Source organism: Streptomyces sp. NPDC097129 (genome assembly GCF_055668065.1).
In genome coordinates, this window is record NZ_JBVOQE010000009.1 from 146,486 (window position 1) to 164,844 (window position 18,359).

At 74.7% G+C, this 18,359-nt stretch carries 14 protein-coding genes and 1 pseudogene; 8 read left to right on the forward strand and 7 right to left on the reverse strand.

The genetic code is table 11. The annotated features are described in order from the left end of the window. Positions 1-79: 79 nt before the first annotated feature. A complete protein-coding gene (locus AC0B9F_RS25350; RefSeq protein WP_472006371.1) occupies positions 80-1,513 on the reverse strand; it encodes an MFS transporter in 1,434 nt (477 codons plus the stop codon). Between the two features lie 120 nt (positions 1,514-1,633). Next, a complete protein-coding gene (locus AC0B9F_RS25355; RefSeq protein WP_472006373.1) occupies positions 1,634-2,134 on the reverse strand; it encodes a metallophosphoesterase family protein in 501 nt (166 codons plus the stop codon). Between the two features lie 135 nt (positions 2,135-2,269). On the opposite strand from AC0B9F_RS25355, the gene AC0B9F_RS25360 reads away from it, so the two are divergent. Together AC0B9F_RS25360 and AC0B9F_RS25365 are read left to right on the forward strand one after the other, a co-directional pair. Continuing rightward, a complete protein-coding gene (locus AC0B9F_RS25360) occupies positions 2,270-2,725 on the forward strand; it encodes a MarR family winged helix-turn-helix transcriptional regulator (protein WP_472006375.1) in 456 nt (151 codons plus the stop codon). A 77-nt stretch (positions 2,726-2,802) separates the two neighbouring features. Beyond that, a complete protein-coding gene (locus AC0B9F_RS25365; RefSeq protein WP_472006377.1) occupies positions 2,803-3,387 on the forward strand; it encodes a hydrolase in 585 nt (194 codons plus the stop codon). Between the two features lie 90 nt (positions 3,388-3,477). Here the strand turns inward: AC0B9F_RS25365 and AC0B9F_RS25370 are convergent, their stop codons facing one another. Continuing rightward, positions 3,478-3,660 (reverse strand): hypothetical protein, encoded by a 183-nt coding sequence (locus tag AC0B9F_RS25370; protein WP_472006379.1) that lies wholly within the window; start codon positions 3,658-3,660, stop codon positions 3,478-3,480. Between the two features lie 219 nt (positions 3,661-3,879). Between AC0B9F_RS25370 and ctaD the strand changes: the two genes are divergently transcribed. Both ctaD and ctaF read left to right on the forward strand, forming a co-directional pair. Continuing rightward, on the forward strand, positions 3,880-5,553 hold the full coding sequence (gene ctaD / locus AC0B9F_RS25375; protein WP_472006381.1) for an aa3-type cytochrome oxidase subunit I: 1,674 nt from the start codon (positions 3,880-3,882) through the stop codon (positions 5,551-5,553). After that, the gene (ctaF, locus tag AC0B9F_RS25380) at positions 5,550-5,948 is read left to right on the forward strand and encodes an aa3-type cytochrome oxidase subunit IV (RefSeq protein ID WP_472006383.1); all 399 of its coding nucleotides are present in this window, start codon (positions 5,550-5,552) and stop codon (positions 5,946-5,948) included. Before ctaD ends, ctaF begins: the two co-directional genes overlap by 4 nt. Here ctaF and qcrB read toward each other — a convergent pair. From qcrB to AC0B9F_RS25395, 3 genes are all read right to left on the reverse strand, one after another. Continuing rightward, positions 5,869-7,374: a cytochrome bc1 complex cytochrome b subunit gene (qcrB, locus tag AC0B9F_RS25385; protein WP_472006738.1), complete on the reverse strand. Its 1,506-nt coding sequence runs from the start codon at positions 7,372-7,374 to the stop codon at positions 5,869-5,871. The two genes, ctaF and qcrB, sit on opposite strands and share 80 nt — an antisense overlap. 486 nt (positions 7,375-7,860) lie before the next feature. Further along, the gene (locus tag AC0B9F_RS25390) at positions 7,861-8,280 is read right to left on the reverse strand and encodes a CBS domain-containing protein (RefSeq protein WP_472006384.1); all 420 of its coding nucleotides are present in this window, start codon (positions 8,278-8,280) and stop codon (positions 7,861-7,863) included. A gap of 68 nt (positions 8,281-8,348) precedes the next feature. After that, complete coding sequence (locus AC0B9F_RS25395; RefSeq protein WP_472006386.1) at positions 8,349-10,790, reverse strand: SpoIIE family protein phosphatase; 2,442 nt, start codon at positions 10,788-10,790, stop codon at positions 8,349-8,351. Between the two features lie 192 nt (positions 10,791-10,982). Between AC0B9F_RS25395 and lanKC the strand changes: the two genes are divergently transcribed. The 4 genes from lanKC to AC0B9F_RS25415 all read left to right on the forward strand — a co-directional run bounded on the left by lanKC (position 10,983) and on the right by AC0B9F_RS25415 (position 17,657). Further along, positions 10,983-13,550, forward strand: coding sequence for a class III lanthionine synthetase LanKC (gene lanKC / locus AC0B9F_RS25400; RefSeq protein WP_472006388.1), 2,568 nt, complete (start codon positions 10,983-10,985; stop codon positions 13,548-13,550). A 95-nt stretch (positions 13,551-13,645) separates the two neighbouring features. Beyond that, positions 13,646-13,762: a SapB/AmfS family lanthipeptide gene (locus tag AC0B9F_RS25405; RefSeq protein WP_363268147.1), complete on the forward strand. Its 117-nt coding sequence runs from the start codon at positions 13,646-13,648 to the stop codon at positions 13,760-13,762. A gap of 89 nt (positions 13,763-13,851) precedes the next feature. After that, entirely contained in the window at positions 13,852-15,588 is a 1,737-nt protein-coding gene (locus tag AC0B9F_RS25410; RefSeq protein WP_472006390.1) for an ATP-binding cassette domain-containing protein, read from the forward strand. Between the two features lie 5 nt (positions 15,589-15,593). Then, entirely contained in the window at positions 15,594-17,657 is a 2,064-nt protein-coding gene (locus AC0B9F_RS25415; RefSeq protein ID WP_472006392.1) for an ATP-binding cassette domain-containing protein, read from the forward strand. Here AC0B9F_RS25415 and AC0B9F_RS25420 read toward each other — a convergent pair. Continuing rightward, positions 17,580-17,837: pseudogene (locus AC0B9F_RS25420) on the reverse strand (LuxR C-terminal-related transcriptional regulator); the annotation flags it as partial. The gene AC0B9F_RS25415 and the pseudogene AC0B9F_RS25420 sit on opposite strands and share 78 nt — an antisense overlap. Positions 17,838-18,359: the final 522 nt, after the last annotated feature.

Genomic DNA, 18,359 nt, shown 5'->3' on the forward strand with positions numbered 1-18,359 from the left:
TGACAGCGCAATCCACTCGCAGCGCCTGGGCCGCCTCCACCGAGGTGAGGCGGCCCGGCCCATGTCCGGATCCCGGCGGTCAGTCGGCGCTCGCCCGCGCGGGCAGCAGCGCCCCGGGCAGGACCGCGAGTGCGAGGAGCGCGGCGGCCGCATAAAGGCAGGCGGAGCCCAGCGCCACGGCGTGCAGGCCGTGCAGGAAGCGGCTCCGGTCTGCGGCGGACCCGGCGACGGCCCCGGCGACGGCGATGCCGATGGCCCCGCCGGTCTGGCGGGCGGTGTTGTTCACGGCGGAGGCCAGCCCCGAACGCTCGGTGGGCACGGCGGCGACGGCGGCCGCGACCACGGCCGGGGTGAGCAGGCCGAGCCCGGTCCCCCACAGCAGGAAGGCCGGCAGCAGCACGCCGTAATCGGAGTGGGCGTGCGTGCGCAGCAGCAGCGCGAACCCGGCCGCCGCGACGAGCAGGCCCGCGGTCGCGGGCAGCCGGGCGCCGACCCTGCTGGTGAGCCGTCCGCCGAGCGGACCGAGGACCGCGAGCGGGGTGAACAGCGGGAGCAGGGCGAGCCCGGCGTGGAAGGCGCTGCGGCCCTGGACCGACTGCAGGTAGAGCATGAGGACGAACAGCGTGCCCAGCGTGCCCAGGTTCATGATCCCGGCGGCCGCGTTCGCCACGTCGAAGGCCGGCCGTTTCACCAGCGCGGGCGGCAGCATCGCGTCGTCCCCGCGGCGCGACTCGACGACGGCCAGCGCGACGAGGGCGGCCGCCGCGACGACCGCCGCCGCGACGACCTGCGGCGCGCCGGTACCCGAGCGGCCGCCCTGGATGAACGCGTAGGTCGCGGCCAGGAGCAGCAGGGCCCCGAGCAGGACGCCGGGCAGGTCGAGGGGGCGGGCCGTCTCCTCGCGGCTCTCCTGGACCACGGCGGCGGCACGGACCAGGGCGACCAGCACGATCGGCACGTTGACCAGGAAGATCGCCCGCCAGCCGATCCCGTCGACGAGGGCGCCGCCGAGCAGCGGCCCGGCGGGCAGCGCGAGGCTGCCGATACCGGCCCACACGCCGATGGCCCGCGCCCGCTCGGCGGGGTCGGGGAAGGCGCGGCCGATGACGGCGAGCGTGCCGGGCAGCAGCAGCGCGGCCCCGACGCCCTGCACGACCCGGGCGGCGATCAGCGCGGCGACCGTGGGAGCGAGCCCGCAGGCCAGCGATCCGGCGCCGAAGACGGCCAGCCCGGTCAGTACGACGCGCCGGTGGCCGAACCGGTCGCCCGCGGTGCCGCTGGTCAGCATCAGCGCGGCGAGTGCCAGGGCGTAACCGTCGACGACCCATTGCAGACCGCCCACGTCGGTGCCGAGCTGCGCGCCGATCGCGGGCAGGGCGACGTTGACGATCGTGACGTCGAGCAGCACCAGGAAGTACCCGGCGCACATGACGACGAGCACGCCCCAGGGCGAGGCGGGCCGCGCGGTGGGCCGCACCGCGCGCTTGAGGAGGGTCAGAGGTGTGTCGGTCATGGATCACTCGTAGCGGCCGACGCGGTCAACGAGTGTCCGCGTCGGCCGCCCTCGTCGACGGGCGTCCGCCTCGGGTGCCCGGGCGCCCGGGCGGCGAAACGAGCCGGCGGGCAGCGGTCGTCAGCGCCGCGGCAGCCGGTGCAGTACGACGTCGTTGAGCCGGCCGTCGGCCACGGTGGCGGTGAGGTAGGTGCAGTGCGGCTGGCGGCGGCGGTCGGTCGGGGAGCCGGGGTTGAGCAGCCGCAGGCCGCCGGGCGCGGTGGTGTCCCAGGGGATGTGGCTGTGCCCGAAGACCAGGACGTCGAGGTCGGGGAAGCGGGCGGCGCAGCGCGCCTCGCGGCCCTGGGCGGGGCCGGTCTCGTGAACCACGCCGAAGCGCAGGCCGCCCAGCTCGGCACGGGCCACTTCGGGCAGGCGGGCGCGCAGCTCGGGGCCGTCGTTGTTGCCGTACACCGCGATCAGCCGGCGGCTGCGGCTCTGCAGCAGGTCGAGGGTGGCGGTGTCGACCCAGTCCCCGGCGTGGACGACGACGTCGGCGTCGGGCAGTTCGGCGAGCAGCGGCGCCGGCAGCACCTTGGCGCGCTTGGGGAGATGGGTGTCGGACATCAGCAGCAGGCGCACGGCTTCAGCGTACGGCGCCGCCGCACGCCGTCGTGGCGTCGGCTCGCGGCCCATGCGCGGGGTGCTCATTGATCTTCAGGTAAAACTGGTCAGGTGAAACTGGACAGTTTTGCCTGAAGAAATTACCGTCGGGGCATGGCCCACGACGAGAACGCCGCGCGGATCTCCGGCAGCGCCGCCCGCGCCGCCCAGGAGCTGCGCGTCCTGATCGGCCGGCTGCGCCGGCGCGTCCGTGAGGTCGCCGGGGACGAGACGCTCACCCCGTCGCAGGTGTCCGCGCTGACCCTCGTCGGCAAGCACGGCGCGGCCACGGCGAGCGCGCTCGCGTCCGCCGAGGGGGTGCGCCCGCAGTCGATGGCCGCCACGCTGGCCGCCCTGGAGCAGCACGGGCTGATCCGGCGCAGCCCCGACCCGGCCGACGGCCGCCGCCAGCTGGTCACCCTGACCGAGGCCGGTCAGGACCGCATCGCCGGGGACCGGCAGGCCCGCGAGGAGTGGCTGGCCCGCGCCTTGCAGGACCGGTACACGGAGGACGAGCGGCGCACGGTGCTCGACGCGCTGGCGCTGCTGGAGAGGCTGTCGCAGCCGTGACGCCTCCGCGCTCCCCGAAGCCCGGCCCCTCACTCACCGAAGTCAGCAGTAGCAGTACACGACCGAAAGGCCCGACCATGGCAGTCACCGCCCTCGATCCGCGCACCGCCCTCGTGGTGATCGACCTCCAGGCGGGGATCGCCGCCGCGCCCGTGCAGCCGCACTCCGGAGCCGATGTCGTCGCCCGGTCAGCCCGGCTGGCCGAGGCGTTCCGGGAGCGCGGCCTGCCGGTCGTGCTGGTGCGGGTGTCGTTCGCCGCGGACGGGGCCGACGCCGTCCCCGGACGCACCGAAGCCCCCCGGGCGGGCGGCGCCCGCCCCGAGGGCTGGGACGTGATCGTGCCGGAACTGGCCGGGCACGCGGGCGACATCACCGTCACCAAGCGCAACTGGGGCGCCTTCCACGGCACCGACCTGGAGGTGCAGCTGCGCCGCCGCGGAGTGACGCAGATCGTGCTGAGCGGCATCGCCACCAGCATCGGCGTGGAGTCGACCGCCCGCGCCGCGCACGAGCACGGCTACCACGTCACCCTCGCCACGGACGCCATGAGCGACATGGACGCCGAGGCGCACGCGAACAGTGTGCGGCGCATCTTCCCGCGGCTTGGCGAGACGGGCACGACCGAGGAGATCCTCGAACTCCTCGCCAAGACGCACGGCTGACGCGCGCCGGCCGCTCGGTCCTGCCTCAGCCCCGCCCCAGTCCTGTCGAAGGCCCCGCCTCGGCCTCCGGTTCCGCCCGAAGGCCCGGCCTCAGTCCTCGCCCCGGACGATGTTCCAGTCGGCCCCGGTGTGCGTCGCGGACGCCGCGGCGGGGTCTTCCACGGCCGGCAGGCAGGTGCGCAGCGCGCGCTGGCGCCGCAGCCTGCGTGCCCTCGCCCAGCCGGTCTCGGCTCGGCGGATGACGGTCTTGTCCTGGGGCTGAGCGGTCGTCACGGCGTCTCATCTTCCTTCTGCTGCCCGCGCGTTCCTTCGTTCCCTCGTTCGCACTACGTCGCCGGGTCCCCCGGACGTCCCGGATTCAAACACACGTCCACAAGGCGGGGGGCGGCTGCGGATAGGCCGTAGGGCGCACCCGTGGGCCCCTGCCCTGCGTGGCGCGGACGTCCGCGCGGACCACGGCGGTAGCGTCACCGCGGCCCGCGGAGGAGGACGATGACAAACCTGAGGGAACAGCACAGACCGGACGGCCGGCCGGCCCCGACCGGGCGGGCGCTCGGCCGGGCGCTGTTGCGCTGGACCTCCACGACCGACCACAAGGTGATCGCACACCTGTACCTGGTGACGGCGTTCTGCTTCTTCCTCCTGGCCGGCCTGCTGGCCATGGCCATGCGGGCGGAGCTGGCGCGGCCCGGGCTGCAGCTGCTGAGCAACGAGGGCTACAACCAGTTCGTCACGATCCACGGCACGATCATGATGCTGCTGTTCGCGACGCCCATGTTCGCCGGGTTCGCCAACGCCGTGATGCCGTTGCAGATCGGCGCGCCGGACGTGGCGTTCCCGCGGCTGAACGCGCTGTCGTACTGGATGTACCTGTTCGGCGGGCTGATGGTGGTCTCCGGGTTCCTGGTGCCCACCGGCGCCGCGTCGTTCGGCTGGTTCGCGTACGCGCCGCTGAACGACGCGGTGCACACGCCCGGCGCGGGCGGCGATCTGTGGGCGATGGGGCTGGTGGTGGCCGGTGTGTCGACCACGCTCGGCGCGGTGAACTTCATCGCCACCATCATGTGTCTGCGCGCCCCCGGCATGACCATGTTCCGGATGCCGCTGTTCACCTGGAACGTGCTGTTCACCTCGATCCTGGTGCTGCCGGCGTTCCCCGTGCTCACCGCGGCGCTGCTCGCGCTGGAGGCGGACCGCAAGTTCGGCGCGCACGTCTACGACGCGGCGAACGGCGGCGCGCTGCTGTGGCAGCACCTGTTCTGGTTCTTCGGGCATCCGGAGGTCTACATCGTCGCGCTGCCGTTCTTCGGGATCATCTCGGAGATCATCCCGGTGTTCAGCCGCAAACCGCTGTGGGGTTATCTCCCGCTGATCGGCGCGACCGTGACCATCACCATGCTGTCGGCGGTGGTGTGGGCGCACCACATGTTCGCGACCGGGGCGGTGCTGCTGCCGTTCTTCTCACTGATGTCGTTCCTGATCGCCGTGCCGACGGGCATCAAGTTCTTCGCCTGGATCGGCACGATGATCCGCGGCTCGATCTCCTTCGAGACACCGATGCTGTGGTCGCTGGGCTTCCTGGTGACGTTCCTGCTGGGCGGGTTGAGCGGGGTGCTGATCGCCTCGCCGCCGCTGGACTTCCACCTCACCGACTCGTACTTCATCGTCGCGCACCTGCACTACGTGCTGTTCGGCACGGTCGTGTTCGCCATGTTCGCCGGTTTCTACTTCTGGTGGCCGAAGCTGACCGGCCGGATGCTCGACGAACGCCTGGGCAAGGTGCACTTCTGGCTGCTCTTCCCCGGCTTCCAGCTGACGTTCCTGGTGCAGCACTGGCTGGGCGAGGCGGGCATGCCGCGCCGGTACGCCGACTATCTGCCCACCGACGGCTTCACCCTGCTCAACACCCTGTCCACGGCGGGGGCGTTCCTGCTGGGCGTCTCCACACTGCCGTTCCTGTACAACATCTGGTACTCCGCCCGGCACGGCCGGGTGGTCACCGAGGACGACCCGTGGGGATACGGGCGCTCCCTGGAGTGGGCGACCTCCTGTCCGCCGCCGCGGCACAACTTCCACGCACTGCCCCGTATCCGCTCCGAGTCCCCCGCCTTCGACCTGCACCATCCCCATGTGGCCCGCCGGGCGAAGGAGGTGGGGCAGCGATGAAGGCGGAGTCGATGCTGTTCGGGGGCGTGGCGCTGTTCTTCGCCGGGGTCGCCGCGCTGTACGGCGGCTGGTCGCGGGAACCGGCCGGCTCGGCGGCGCTCGTCGTCGCCTTCCTGATGGCGTCCCTGGTGTCCTTCTTCAGCGCCGTGCAGTACCGGCGCCGGGGCCCGCGGCCGCAGGACCGGCGGGACGCGGAGGTCGCCGACGCGGCCGGTCCGGTGGAGTTCTTCCCGGCGGCGAGCCGCTGGCCGATCGTCACGGCCGCCGGCTTCGCACTGGCGGCGAGCGGTGTGGTGTACGGGCTGTGGCTGTTCCTCATCGGGATGGCGGTGCTGGCTCGGGGGGTTCTGGGGATGGCGTTCCAGTACGTTCACCGGGGCGAGGACCAGGAGTGAGCTGCGGCTGCGGGGCGCCGGGCCGCACGGTGGTGACGGGGCGGCGGCTCTCCTCGTAGCCGCCCTCGACACTCTGCCGTACGTCGCCGGTCTCGACGCCCTCCTGAAGGTGCTCGCGTTCCTCGTCGCCGAGGGCGTGGCACAGCCAGCGGGTGAGGAAGAACGCGGCGATCGGCGCGAGCACGAGCAGGACGCGCAGGGTCCACGTCATCACGTTGACGGAGACGCGGAAGGTGGCGGCGGCCACGTCGTTGCCACCGGCGATCAGCAGCACGGCGTAGAACACGATCCCGGCGACGCCCAGGCCGGTGCGCACGGGCCGGTCCCGGGGCCGGTCGCACAGGTGCTGCTCCTGGCGCCACTCCCCCGTCAGCCGCTGCTCGACGAACGGGTACGCGTACAGCACCGCGAACAGCAGCCCGGGCAGGACCACGGCCGGCAGGAGCACGTTCCACATGACCGTATGGCCGGCGACGTTCGTCTCCCACGGCGGTACGAGGCGCAGCGCGCCCTCCAGGAAGCCGACGTACCAGTCGGGCTGGGAGCCGGTGGAGGCCTGGTCGGGGCGGTAGGGGCCGTACACCCACACGGGGTTGATCTGGGCGACGCCGCCGAGGACGGCGAGCAGGCCGAAGACCATGAGGGACAGCCCGGCGGAACTCGCCGAGAACTGCGGCACCATCGGTTTGCCGACGGCGTTGCGCTCGGTGCGGCCGGGGCCGCTCCACTGGGTGTGCTTGAGGTAGAACACCAGGATCAGATGCACGGTCACGAGGCCGAGCAGCGCGCCCGGCAGCAGCAGGATGTGCATCGGGTAGAGGCGGGAGATGAAGTCGTGCCCGGGGAACTGGCTGCCGAAGACGAAGAAGCTCACATACGTGCCGACGACCGGCAGCGACAGCATGATGCCCTGCGCGATGCGCAGGCCCGTGCCGGAGAGCAGGTCGTCGGGCAGGGAGTAGCCGGCGAAGCCCTCCGCCAGGGCCAGCATGAACAGGGTGACGCCGATGACCCAGTTCAGCTCGCGGGGGCGGCGGAAGGCGCCGGTGAAGAAGATACGCAGCAGGTGCACGCCGATCGCGGCGGCGAAGACGAGCGCCGCCCAGTGGTGGATCTGGCGCATCAGCAGGCCGCCGCGCACGTCGAAGCTGATGCGCAGGGTGGACTCGTAGGCGGCGGACATGCGCACGCCGCTCAGCGGCACGTAGTGGCCGGCGTAGACGACCTCGCGCATCTCCGGGTCGAAGAAGAAGGTCAGCCAGACGCCGGTGAGCACCAGCACCAGCAGGCTGTACAGGGCGATCTCGCCCAGCAGGAACGACCAGTGGTCGGGGAACGCCTTGCGCAGCATCGCGCCGCCCTCGCTGACCGGCAGCCGCGCGTCCAGGGCACCGGCCAGCCGCTCGCCCCTGCTCTCCCCCGTCACCGGCTCCGACCGGCCTTCCCGCTCCACGTCCCTGTGCCTCCCGTGTCCGCCGATCCACCGGGTTGACCCTCCCCCGCCGGCGCACCCGCGGCACGCGACGGCGGGGGAACCACCCGTGTCTCAGCGCCACTGCACCCATTCGGCCGCGTGCGGCGGGCGCGCCGGGGGCGGGCGCGCCGGGGGCGGGCGCGCCGGGGGCGGAGGCGTCGGGGGCGGAGGCGTCGGGGCGGGGGCGTCAGGGCGGGCGCCGGGTGGGGGCGCCGGGGCGGGGACGTCAGGGCGGGGACGTCGCGGTGGGCGCGCCGAGGCGGGGGCGTCGCGGTGGGCGCGCCGGGGCGGGGACGTCAGGGCGGGCGCGCCGGGGCGGGGACGTCAGGGCGGGGGCCTCGGGGTGGGTGGGGCGGGGCAGACGTCGGCCCCGGCCGGGAGCCCGGTGGGGGCTCGGGGCCGGGGGCGATCAGGCGGGGACGCTCTCGCGACGTGGGGTCAGGTGTTGGGGCGGGCCGCGCTGATGTCGCCGAGGGCCGAGTCGGGGTCGCGTTCCATGGCGGTGTCGCCGAGGGTGACGATGCCGACCGGGTGGCCGTGGTCGACGACGGGGATACGGCGTACCGAGTGCTCGCGCATCAGGCGGATAGCGACGTTCAGGTCGTCGTCCGGGCCGACGGTGACCATGTCGTCGCTGCAGATGCCGGCGACGGTGGTCTGCTCCGGGTCGCCGCCGTCGGCGATGCCGCGCACGACCAGGTCGCGGTCGGTGACCAGGCCGCGCAGGTCGTCGCCGTCGGTCACCAGGACCGCGCCGAGGTCCTCGTCGCGCATCAGGCGGGCCACGGAGGTGACGGAGGCCTGCGGTTCCACGCTCACCGGGTCGGCGGTCATGATGTCGCGGACGTGCTGGGTCATGACGTGCTCCTTGTCACATGGGGGTGTACGGGTGCCGGGTACCCGCAGACGGCCGCTGACACGGGGATTCAGCGGGCGAGGTCGATCTCGCTCCAGACCTGTTTGCCGCCGCTGACCGGGACCGCGCCCCAGGCGTCCGACACGGCCTCGACGAGGAGGATGCCGCGGCCGCCGGTGGCCTCCCAGCCGATGCTGGTCGGCTTGACGGGGGTGCGCGGGGAGGCGTCCGTGACCGCGATGCGCAGCCGGTGGCCGACCAGGGTGAGGCCGAGGCGGACCTGCCCCCCGGTGTGCACGAGGGCGTTGGTGACCAGTTCGGACACGACGAGGAGCGCGGCGTCGGCATCGGCCGCGTGCACGCCCCAGGAGCGCAGGGTGCGCCGGGTGAAGCGGCGGGCGTGTCCGACGGCCTGCGGCACCCGCCACACCGTCCAGCTCTCCCGCAGCGGACGCGAGGCCATTCCGTCGTAGCGCAGCAGGAGCAGGGCGACGTCGTCGCTGCGGTGGGCGTTGCCGAGGAGGGCGTCGGCGACCGTGCCGAGGTCGGCGACGTCGCAGCCGCCGAGGTCGCGGGCGAGCCGGGCCATGCCGGTGTCGATGTCGGCGTCCACCGACTCGACCAGGCCGTCCGTGGTGAGCGCGAGCACCGTGCCGGGGCGCAGGCTCAGCGGGCCGAGCGGGAAGTCCGCCTGCGGAAGCACGCCGAGCGGCGGGCCGCCGTCTGACTCGACGATCTCGGTGGTGCCGTCGGGGTGGCGCAGCACCGGCGGCAGATGCCCGGCCCGTACGCACCACGCGGAGCCCGACTCCAGGTCGAGGTCGACATAGGCGCAGGTGGCGAACAGGTCGGTCTCCAGGTCGGCCAGCAGCCGGTTGGCGTGCGAGACGACGACGTCCGGCGGGTGGCCCTCGACGGCGTAGGCGCGCAGAGCGGTGCGCATCTGCCCCATCAGGGTGGCGGCGGCGGTGCTGTGGCCCTGCACGTCGCCGATGACGAGGGCGACGTGGTGGTCGGCCAGCGGAATGACGTCGTACCAGTCGCCGCCGACCTCCAGGCCGGCCGTGGCGGGCAGGTAGCGGGCGACGGCGACCGCGCCGGGCAGCGTGGGCAGACGGCGCGGCAGCAGCTGACGCTGGAGCATGCCGACCAGTTCGTGTTCGGCGTCGAAGGCGTGGGCGCGCATCAGGGCCTGCCCGGCGAGGCCCGCGGAGGCGGTGAGCAGGGCGCGTTCGTCGGGGCCGAAGTCGTGCGGGGTGTCCCAGCCGATGAGGCAGGCCCCGGCCATGCGGTGGCCGGCGGGCAGCGGCAGCACGGCGAGGCCGCCGGGCCCGACCTCGGCGAGCGCGGGCTCCAGGGCGGTGCCCGCGGGCCAGATGTGCGCGCGGCCCTCGCGCAGCGCGGCGGCGAGGGTGGGCATGGCGCGCACGGGCGCGTCGGGCCACTCGGCGCGCCACTCCAGCCGCCACAGCTCGGGCCAGGCCTCGGGCTGCGGCGGGTCGAGGACGGTGACGACGAGGCGGTCGCCCTCCAGCTCGGCGAGCGCGATCCGGTCGGCCCGCAGCGGCCCGCGCAGGGCGGAGACGACGGCCTGGCTGACGTCCCGCACGGTGCCCGCGGTGGCCAGCGTGGCGGCCAGGCGCTGCACCCGGGCCACGTCGGTGACGTCGGAGCGCAGCGCCGAGGTGTCCTCGACGGTGCCGATGAGCCGCATCGGCCGGCCCTCCCCGCCGGGCAGCAGCCGGCCCCGCAGCCTGAGCCATCTGGGCGGTCCCGTGGGCTGCAGGATCCGGAACTCCAGTTCGCGGTCGCCGATCGACATGTGGTCGGCCTCGACGACGGACATCAGCGCGGGTAGGTCCTCGGGGACGGTGAGGCCGAGCAGGGTCTCCACCTTGCCGTCGAACTCCTCCCGGGTCAGCCCGAACAGCCGCAGGATGCCGTCGCCGACGGCGACCCGGCCGCTGTCCATGGCGAGGCTGAAGGCGTTCGGATGCAGCTCACCGGTCTCGGCGGCCTCGGCCGGCAGCGGCGCGGTGACGGCCGCGGCGACCAGCTCCAGGCAGGCGCGTGCCTCGGCGCCGAAGCCGCCGCCCTCCTCGCTGACGGCGAGCAGGCAGCCGTCGGTGCCGTGCAGGGGCAGCGCGGCCAGGTGGAAGTCGAGCGCGGGGACGCGCCGGGCCGGCGCCCGCGCGGCCAGCTCACGGGGTCCGAGCCACACCGCGCGCCCGGTGCGGTGCACCTCGGCGGCCGGGGAGCGCCCGGAGACCGGATAGCTCTCCCGCAGGCCGTACAGGGATCTGGGCACCCCCGCGGACTCCAGGAGGCACAGCCGGTCGTTCTCCTCGCCCGGGCTGTAGACGGCGGCCAACTGGGCGCCGGCGAAGACCAGCGCCTGTTCGAGGACCTGCCTTACCCGCTCGGGTGAGTCGCGGGCGGCGGTGAGCGCCTTGAGGGCAGCTTCGGCACGCAGCGTCCGCGTGCTGGGTCCCGCAGCTCCCTCACTGACCACGTCCGTATTACAGCGCGCATCAGACGTCTGCGCAGCCCCTGCGACCGTGCGGGGTCGCGGTGCGTGAGCTGCTCGAAACGATCCGAACATCTGTTGACGCGTGCGTTCTGCACGGCGATGTGGTGACAGACGTGACTGTCGGTGCCCGACCGCTCACTGGAATTGTCATGGGCGGGCCACGGAAGGGGAGGCATGGACAAGCGGTACGAGGTGTACGCCCTCGCGGACCGTCACTTCTACGACACGCCGGACCGGCTGTCGGACGGCGGCGAGCAGGCCGCACCGCTGTACGCGGCGGCGCGCCGCGAGGTGCCGGCGGGCTGGAGCGCGGCACGCGTCGGCGACTGGCTGACCCTGACCCCGCTGACCGCGGACGGCCGTGCGCACTCCGGGCCGGCCCAGGGCTGGAAGATCCACGCCTCGGCCACCCGGGCGAACGCCGAGGAGATCGCGGCGATCGTGTGGGACTACTGCGTGCCGCGCCGTATCCCGTTCAAGTTCGTGCCCGGCCCGCACCTGCTGCACCTGCGCAACGCCAAGTACGCCGGCCGCGACACCAGCGGCAAGTTCGTCACCGTCTATCCGGACGGCGAGGAGCAGCTGCACACCGTGCTGCGGGAGCTGGGCGAGCTGCTGGAGGGCTTCGAGGGCCCCTACATCCTCACCGACCTGCGCTGGGGCGAGGGCCCGCTGTACGTCCGCTACGGCGCCTTCGCACGCTCGTACGTCGTCGACGAGCGCGGCGCGCTGGTGCCGGCGGTGCGCGACGGGGAGGGCCGGCTGGTGCCGGACCGCCGCTCGCCGTCCTTCCAGGTGCCGGAGTGGGTGACGCTGCCGGAGTTCCTCCAGCCGCATCTGGCGGCGCGCAACACGACGACGGTGGGCGAGCTGCCGTACCGCATCGACAAGGCGCTGCACTTCTCCAACGGCGGCGGGGTGTACGCGGGCACCGACACCCGTGACGGCCGCAAGGTGGTGCTGAAGGAGGGCCGGCCGCACGCGGGGCTGGCCTCCGACGGGGCCGACGCGGTCGCCCGGCTGGAGCGGGAGAAGGACGCGCTCGAGCGGCTGGCGGGCACCGGAGTGGTGCCGGAGGTGCGGGACTGGTTCACGCTGGGCGACCACCGGTTCCTGGTGACGGACTTCGTCGAGGGGCGCCCGCTGAACGCGTTCTTCGCCGAACGGCATCCGCTGCTCGCGCCGGACCCGGACCCCGCCGAGGTCGCCGCGTACACGGCGTGGGCGGTGCGCATCCACCGGGCCGTGGAGCAGGCGGTGGAGAAGGTGCACGCGCGCGGGGTCGTCTTCAACGACCTGCACGTGTTCAACATCATGGTCGCGCCCGACGAGGAGTCGGTGTACCTGATCGACTTCGAGGCGGCCGCGCCGGTCGAGGAACACGGCCGCCAGGTCGTCGCCCACCCCGGGTTCTTCGCGCCGCCCGACCGGCGGGGCGTCGACGTGGACCGCTACGCCCTCGCCTGTCTGCGGCTCGCGCTGTTCCTGCCGGTGACCACGCTGTTCGTGGTGGACCGCGGCAAGGCGGCCCATCTCGCAGGGGTGATCGCCCAGGAGTTCCCGGACGTGCCCCGCGACTTCCTCGCCGAGGCGGTCACCGAGATCACCCGGGGGACGACCGGCCGGTCGGCGGGATCCCTCCCGCTCGTGGATCCCGCCGACTGGCCGCACAGCCGGGACTCGATGACCAAGGCGATCCTCGCCTCGGCGAGCCCGGAGCGCGACGACCGGCTCTTCCCCGGCGACATCGCCCAGTTCTCCGACGGCGGCGGCCTCGGCCTCGCCCACGGGGCGGCCGGCGTGCTGTACGCGCTCGCCGCGACCGGCGCCGAACGCTACGACGAGGGCGAGCGCTGGCTGCTGGAACACACCGACCCGGCGCCGGTGGGCACCCCGCTGGGCCTGTACGACGGACTCGCGGGCGTCGCCCACGTGCTGGACCTGCTCGGTCACCGGCAGCGGGCCCTCGACCTGGTCGAGGGCATCCTCAAGGAGCGCTGGCAGAACCTGTCCTCCGACCTGCACGGCGGCCTGGCCGGGCTCGGCCTGGTCCTCGGCGCGCTCGCCGACGCCACCGGCGAGAGCGAGCTGCGTGAGCGGGCCGCCGAGGCCGCGCGGATCCTGGTCGGACGCCTCGCCGAACCGCCCGAGCCGAAACGGCGGGCCGGGCTGCTGCGCGGCGCGAGCGGACCGGCGCTGTTCCTGCTGCGGCAGTACGAGCGCACCGGCGAGGCGGAGTTGCTGCGGGCGGCCGGTGCGGCGCTGCAACGCGACCTGGAGCGCTGCGTGGTGCGGCCGGGCGGCTCGCTGGAGGTCGACGAGGGCTGGCGGACGCTGCCCTACCTCGGTGACGGAAGCGCCGGGATCGGCATGGTCCTGGACGACTTCCTCACCCATGTGCCGCAGGCCGCCGGGGAGTTCGCCGCCGTACGGGCGGGCGTGCTGACCGCCGCGACCTCCCGCTTCTACGCGCAGCCCGGGCTGTTCCAGGGCCGCGCCGGACTGATCGCGCACCTGAGCCGCACCGGAGCGCGGCCGGAGCTCCTGGCCGGCCAGATCTCCGGGCTCGGCTGGTACGCGATGACCTACCAGGGCCAACTCGCCTTCCCCGGCCATCAGATGATGCGGCTCTCCATGGACCTCGCCACCGGAACGGCGGGCTGCCTGCTGGCGCTCGGCGCGGCCCTCGACGGCCCCGGCCCGGCACACCTGCCGTTCCTCCCGCCGCTCACGCGGCCCTGATGCCCTTCCCCCCGCCGCTCACGCGGCCCTGAAGACGCGGCCGCAGTCCCGCGGTCGTGACACCACCCCTGTCCCCATGACGAAAGGACACGATCATGGCCCTTCTCGACCTGCAGACGATGGAGTCCGACGAGCACAACGGCGGCGGCGGCGCGAGCACCGTCAGCCTGCTGTCCTGCATCAGCGCGGCGAGCGTCCTGCTCTGTCTGTGACGCCCACCGCGTGACCACGGCTCCGGGTGTGCCCTTCCGCTCAGGGAGGGGCCACCCGGGGCCCTCACTCTTCTCCGGGAGCAGCCGGCATGCCACGTCCACACCAGCGAGGCGACGCGGTGACCCGCGAGAGCGGGGCACTGTTGCGCGACGCCGCCCGGCACAGCGCGGCCCGCCGCACGGCGCTGTCCGTGGCCTCCGTCGCGTCGGCCGCCGCCGGACTGCTGCTGCCCGCGGCGCTGGGCCGGGCCCTGGACCTGCTGCTGGCGCGCGAGCCCGCGACACGCTGGGTGCTCCTGTGTGCGGGACTCGTGCTGCTGACGGCCGTGCTCGACGCGGCCGAGACCGTCCTCCACGGCACCGTCGACGCCCGCACCACCGCCTGGCTGCGCCGCCGCACGACCGAGCATGTGCTCGCCCTCGGCCCCCGGGCCCAGGACCGCTTCCCGGCGGGTGAGCTGGTCGCCCGGCTGGTCGGCAACGCCACGGCGGCCGGAACGGCACCCGCCGCGCGCGCCGCGCTGCCGGCCGCGATCGCGGTGCCGGTCGGGGGTGTCGTCGCGCTGGCGGTGATCGACCCGTGGCTGGCGGTCGTCCTGCTCGCCGGGGCGCCCCCGCTCCACCTGCTGCTGCGCGCCCTGGCCCGCGACACCTCCGCCTGTGTCGCCGACTACCAGCGGGTGCAGGGCCGCATGGCGGCGACGCTGGCCGAGGCCGTCGCCGGCCGGCGCACCATCCGCGCGGCCGGACTCCAGGAGCGGGAGACGGCCCGCATCCTCACACCGCTGCCCGAACTCTCCCGCGCGGGCCACCGCATGTGGCAGGTGCAGGGCCGGGCCGCCGCACAGGCGGTCGCGGTCGCGCCCCTGCTGCAGCTCGCGGTGGTGGCGGTCGCGGGCCTGCTGCTGGCCCGGCACCGGCTCACGGCCGGAGAGCTGCTCGCGGCGTCCCGGTACGCGGTCCTCGCCACCGGTGTCGGCGCGCTCGTCGGCCAGCTCACCGCCGTGGCGCGGGCCCGCGCGGCGGCCGGACGGCTGGGCGAGCTGCACGCCGTCCCCGCGCCCCGTCACGGCGAGCGCCGGCTGCCCGAGGACGGCGCCGGCCGCCTGGAGCTGCGCGCGGTGAGCGCGCGGCGCGGCGAGCGCACGGTGCTCGACGGGGTCGACCTGGTCGTGCCGGGCGGGACCACCCTCGCCGTCGTCGGCCGCTCCGGGACGGGCAAGTCGCTGCTGGCCGCGCTCGCCGCACGGCTCGCCGACCCGGACGCCGGGGAGGTCCTGCTGGACGGGGTGCCCCTGCGCGAACTGTCCCGCGAGGAGCTGCGCACCGCGGTGGCCTGCGCCTTCGACCGCCCGGTGCTGCTGGGCAGCACGGTGGAGGACGCGCTCGCCCTCGGCCTGGCGCACCCCTCACCCGATCGTGTCCGGGAAGCGGCCCGCACCGCGCACGCCGACGACTTCGTGCGCCGCCTGCCCGCCGGGTACGCCACGAACTGCGCCGACGCCCCGCGCTCGGGCGGCGAGTCGCAGCGCCTCGGCCTGGCGCGGGCCTTCGCCCGGGGCGGACGTCTGCTCGTGCTGGACGACGCGCTGTCCAGCCTCGACACCGTCACCGAGCACCACATCACCGAGGCCCTGACCGCCCCCGGCACGCGCGGCACCCGCCTGCTCGTCGCCCACCGCGCCGCCACGGCCGCCCGCGCGGACGCCGTGGCGTGGCTGGACGGCGGACGCGTCCGGGCGGTGGGACGGCACGAGACGCTGTGGCGGGACCCCGGCTACCGGGCGGTGTTCGCCGGCGCGGACCCGGAAGAGGCGCAACGGTGAGCGGCGTGGGACGTACCGCCGCGGGGGCCGGGCTCTTCGCCCGGGGAGCGCGTTTTCTGCACCGGCGTCGGCGGGTGCTGCTGCGGCTGACCGGCTGGTCGGTGCTGGAGACCGGGCAGACCTTCCTCCTCGGGTACGCCCTCGCCCGCGCCCTGGACGACGGGTTCCTGGCCGGGCGGGCCGGGACGGGGCTGGCCTGGCTGGCGGTGGCCGGCGCGGGGGTGCTGGTCGGCGCGCTCGGCACCGGGCGGGTGTACGGCGCCGTCGCCGCACTGGTGGAACCGCTGCGGGACCGGCTGGTGACCCGGGTGGTGGCGCGCGGGGTGCGCGAGGCGGACGACGGGGCGCTGTCCGGGCTGACCCAGCAGGTGGAGATCGCCCGGGACACCTTCGCCGGGCTGGTGATGGTGGCCCGCTCGTTCGTGTTCACGTCCGTCGGCGCGATCGCCGGGCTGCTCTCCCTCGCCCCGCCCCTGCTGCTCGTCGTGGGGCCGCCACTGGCCGCGGGCGTGGCGCTGTTCGCGGTGACGCTGCGGCCGCTGGCCCGGCGGCAGGAGACCTACCTCGCCGCCGACGAGGCGCTCGCGGCACGCCTGGGCGCCGTCTGCCCCGGGCTGCGGGACATCACGGCGGCCGGGGCGGAGGAGCGGATCGCGGCGGACGTCGGGGCCGGCATCGACGCCGAACTGCGGGCGGCGCGCTCCCTGGCCCGCTTCTCCGTGCTGCGCACGGCGGCCCTCGCCGTCGGCGGCCACCTGCCCGCCGTGCTCCTGCCGGCCGCGGCGCCCTGGCTCCTGGCCCGCGGTGTCACCCCGGGCGCCCTGGTCGGCGGGCTCGCCTACGTCACCCAGTCCCTGCTGCCCGCGCTGCGCACACTCGTCCACGGCCTCGGCACGAGCGGCGCCCGCCTGACGGTGGTGCTGCGCCGGCTGGCACCGGCGGCGGACGGCGGACGGCCGATACCGGACGGTGCCGAAGAGGCGGAAGGGGCGGTACCGGTGACGGACGGGGGAAGTCCGGAACCGGACGGTGCCGAAGAGGCGGAAGGGGCGGTACCGGTGGCGGACGGGGGAAGTCCGGAACCCGACGGTGCAGAAGCGGCTGAAGGGCCGGACGAGGTGCGCGCGCCCGCGGGCCGCACCGCTGCTGCCGCCCCGCAGACGGCTCCCGTTCCCCCACCGGCCCCGGCACCCGGCGCCCCCGCTCTCCGCCTGAGCGGCGTCACCTTCGCCTACGGTCCCGGCGCCGCGCCCGTGATCGACGGCCTCGACCTCACGCTGGCGCCCGGCGCGCATCTGGTCGTCGTCGGGCCCAGCGGCATCGGGAAGTCCACGCTCACCGCGCTCGTCGCGGGTTTGCTGAAGCCGGTGCGCGGCGGCATCCGCGTGTTCGGCGCGTCGGTGCCCTCGGCGCGGGCCGCCGCCCTGCGCGTCCTCGTCCCGCAGGAGGCGTACGTCCACAGCGGCACCCTGGGCGAGAACCTCGGCCTGCTGCGGCCGGGTCCGGTGCCCGAGTCCGAGCTGCTGGCGGCGGCCGACGCGGTCGGGCTCACCCCGCTGCTGGAGCGGCTCGGCGGTCCGGGGGCGCCGGTGGACCCGGCGGCGCTGTCGGCGGGCGAGCGGCAGCTGATCGCGCTGACCCGGGCCCATCTGTCGTACGCGCCGCTCGTGCTGCTGGACGAGGCGACCTGCCACCTGGACGCGGAGGCGGAGGAACGGGCGGAACGGGCCTTCGCGCAGCGCAAGGGCGGGACGCTGGTCGTCGTCGCGCACCGCATCAGTTCCGCGCGGCGCGCCGACCGTGTGCTGGTGCTGGACGGCCCGCGCACGGCGTACGGCACGCACGGCGAGCTGCTGGCCGGCTCGCCGCTGTACCGCGAGCTGGTCGGCCACTGGGCCGCCACTCCCTCAGACCCAGCCCTGGCCCTGGGAGATGCGGATGGCGTCGATGCGGTTGCGGGCGCCGGTCTTGCGGGTGATGGCCGCCATGTAGTTGCGCACCGTGCCGTGGGACAGGTGCAGGCTCCCGGCTATCTCCGCGACGGAGGCGCCCCCGGCGGCCAGGGATAACACGCTCAGCTCGCGGCGGGTCAGCGGCATCTCGGCGGCCTCCAGGAAGCCGAAGCCGAGGGAGTCGTCGACGAAACGTTCCCCCTTGGCGACGCGCCGGATGCCCTCGACCAGGCGCTCGGGAGCGCCCTCCTTGCCGATGTAGCCGAGCGCTCCCGCCTCCCTGGCTCTTCGCAGCATCCCCGGCCGGTGCGCGTCGGCCAGCACCAGCAGCCGTGGTCCCGCCCCGTCGACCGGGCCACGCCCGCACAGGTCCCCGAGCGGCGGGACGCCAGGTGCGTCGGAGCACTCCAGGTCCGCGGCGCACACGTCGGGCCGTACCGACCGCACCCGGCCCGGCGCGGCGCGCCATGAGGTGTCGTAGACGCGCAGGTCGTCCTCCCGACGCAGCCAGTCCGCGAGAACGGACCGCACCAAAGACGCGTCATGGACCAGAAGTACCCGGATCACTGCTGTCCCTTCTCCTCGTCACGCCGGAGTCATGGTGGTGAACGCGTGCCCCATTGTTGGCGGTCGTGACGTTCCCCGGTGGCGGAGATCCGGCCAACGCGGGGCGCGGGGGCGCACACGCGCCGCCCGTGCACCGCCGCGCGCTCCGACTGCCGGGGCGTGATCGCCCGCGGGGCGGGTAGTCGGGTCGGTTCACGTCGGCGACGGGTCGGTCGGCGTCGGGTCGGTTCACCTCGGGGACGGGTCGGTCGG

What these genes read in the sequence shown, in the direction of transcription:
- AC0B9F_RS25390 (WP_472006384.1), bottom strand. Translation starts at nt 8,280, where the DNA reads ATGACCCAGCACGTCCGCGACATCATGACCGCCGACCCGGTGAGCGTG.
- AC0B9F_RS25365 (WP_472006377.1), top strand. Translation starts at nt 2,803, where the DNA reads ATGGCAGTCACCGCCCTCGATCCGCGCACCGCCCTCGTGGTGATCGAC.
- lanKC (WP_472006388.1), top strand. Translation starts at nt 10,983, where the DNA reads ATGGACAAGCGGTACGAGGTGTACGCCCTCGCGGACCGTCACTTCTAC.
- ctaD (WP_472006381.1), top strand. Translation starts at nt 3,880, where the DNA reads ATGACAAACCTGAGGGAACAGCACAGACCGGACGGCCGGCCGGCCCCG.
- AC0B9F_RS25410 (WP_472006390.1), top strand. Translation starts at nt 13,852, where the DNA reads ATGCCACGTCCACACCAGCGAGGCGACGCGGTGACCCGCGAGAGCGGG.
- AC0B9F_RS25350 (WP_472006371.1), bottom strand. Translation starts at nt 1,513, where the DNA reads ATGACCGACACACCTCTGACCCTCCTCAAGCGCGCGGTGCGGCCCACC.
- AC0B9F_RS25405 (WP_363268147.1), top strand. Translation starts at nt 13,646, where the DNA reads ATGGCCCTTCTCGACCTGCAGACGATGGAGTCCGACGAGCACAACGGC.
- ctaF (WP_472006383.1), top strand. Translation starts at nt 5,550, where the DNA reads ATGAAGGCGGAGTCGATGCTGTTCGGGGGCGTGGCGCTGTTCTTCGCC.
- AC0B9F_RS25360 (WP_472006375.1), top strand. Translation starts at nt 2,270, where the DNA reads ATGGCCCACGACGAGAACGCCGCGCGGATCTCCGGCAGCGCCGCCCGC.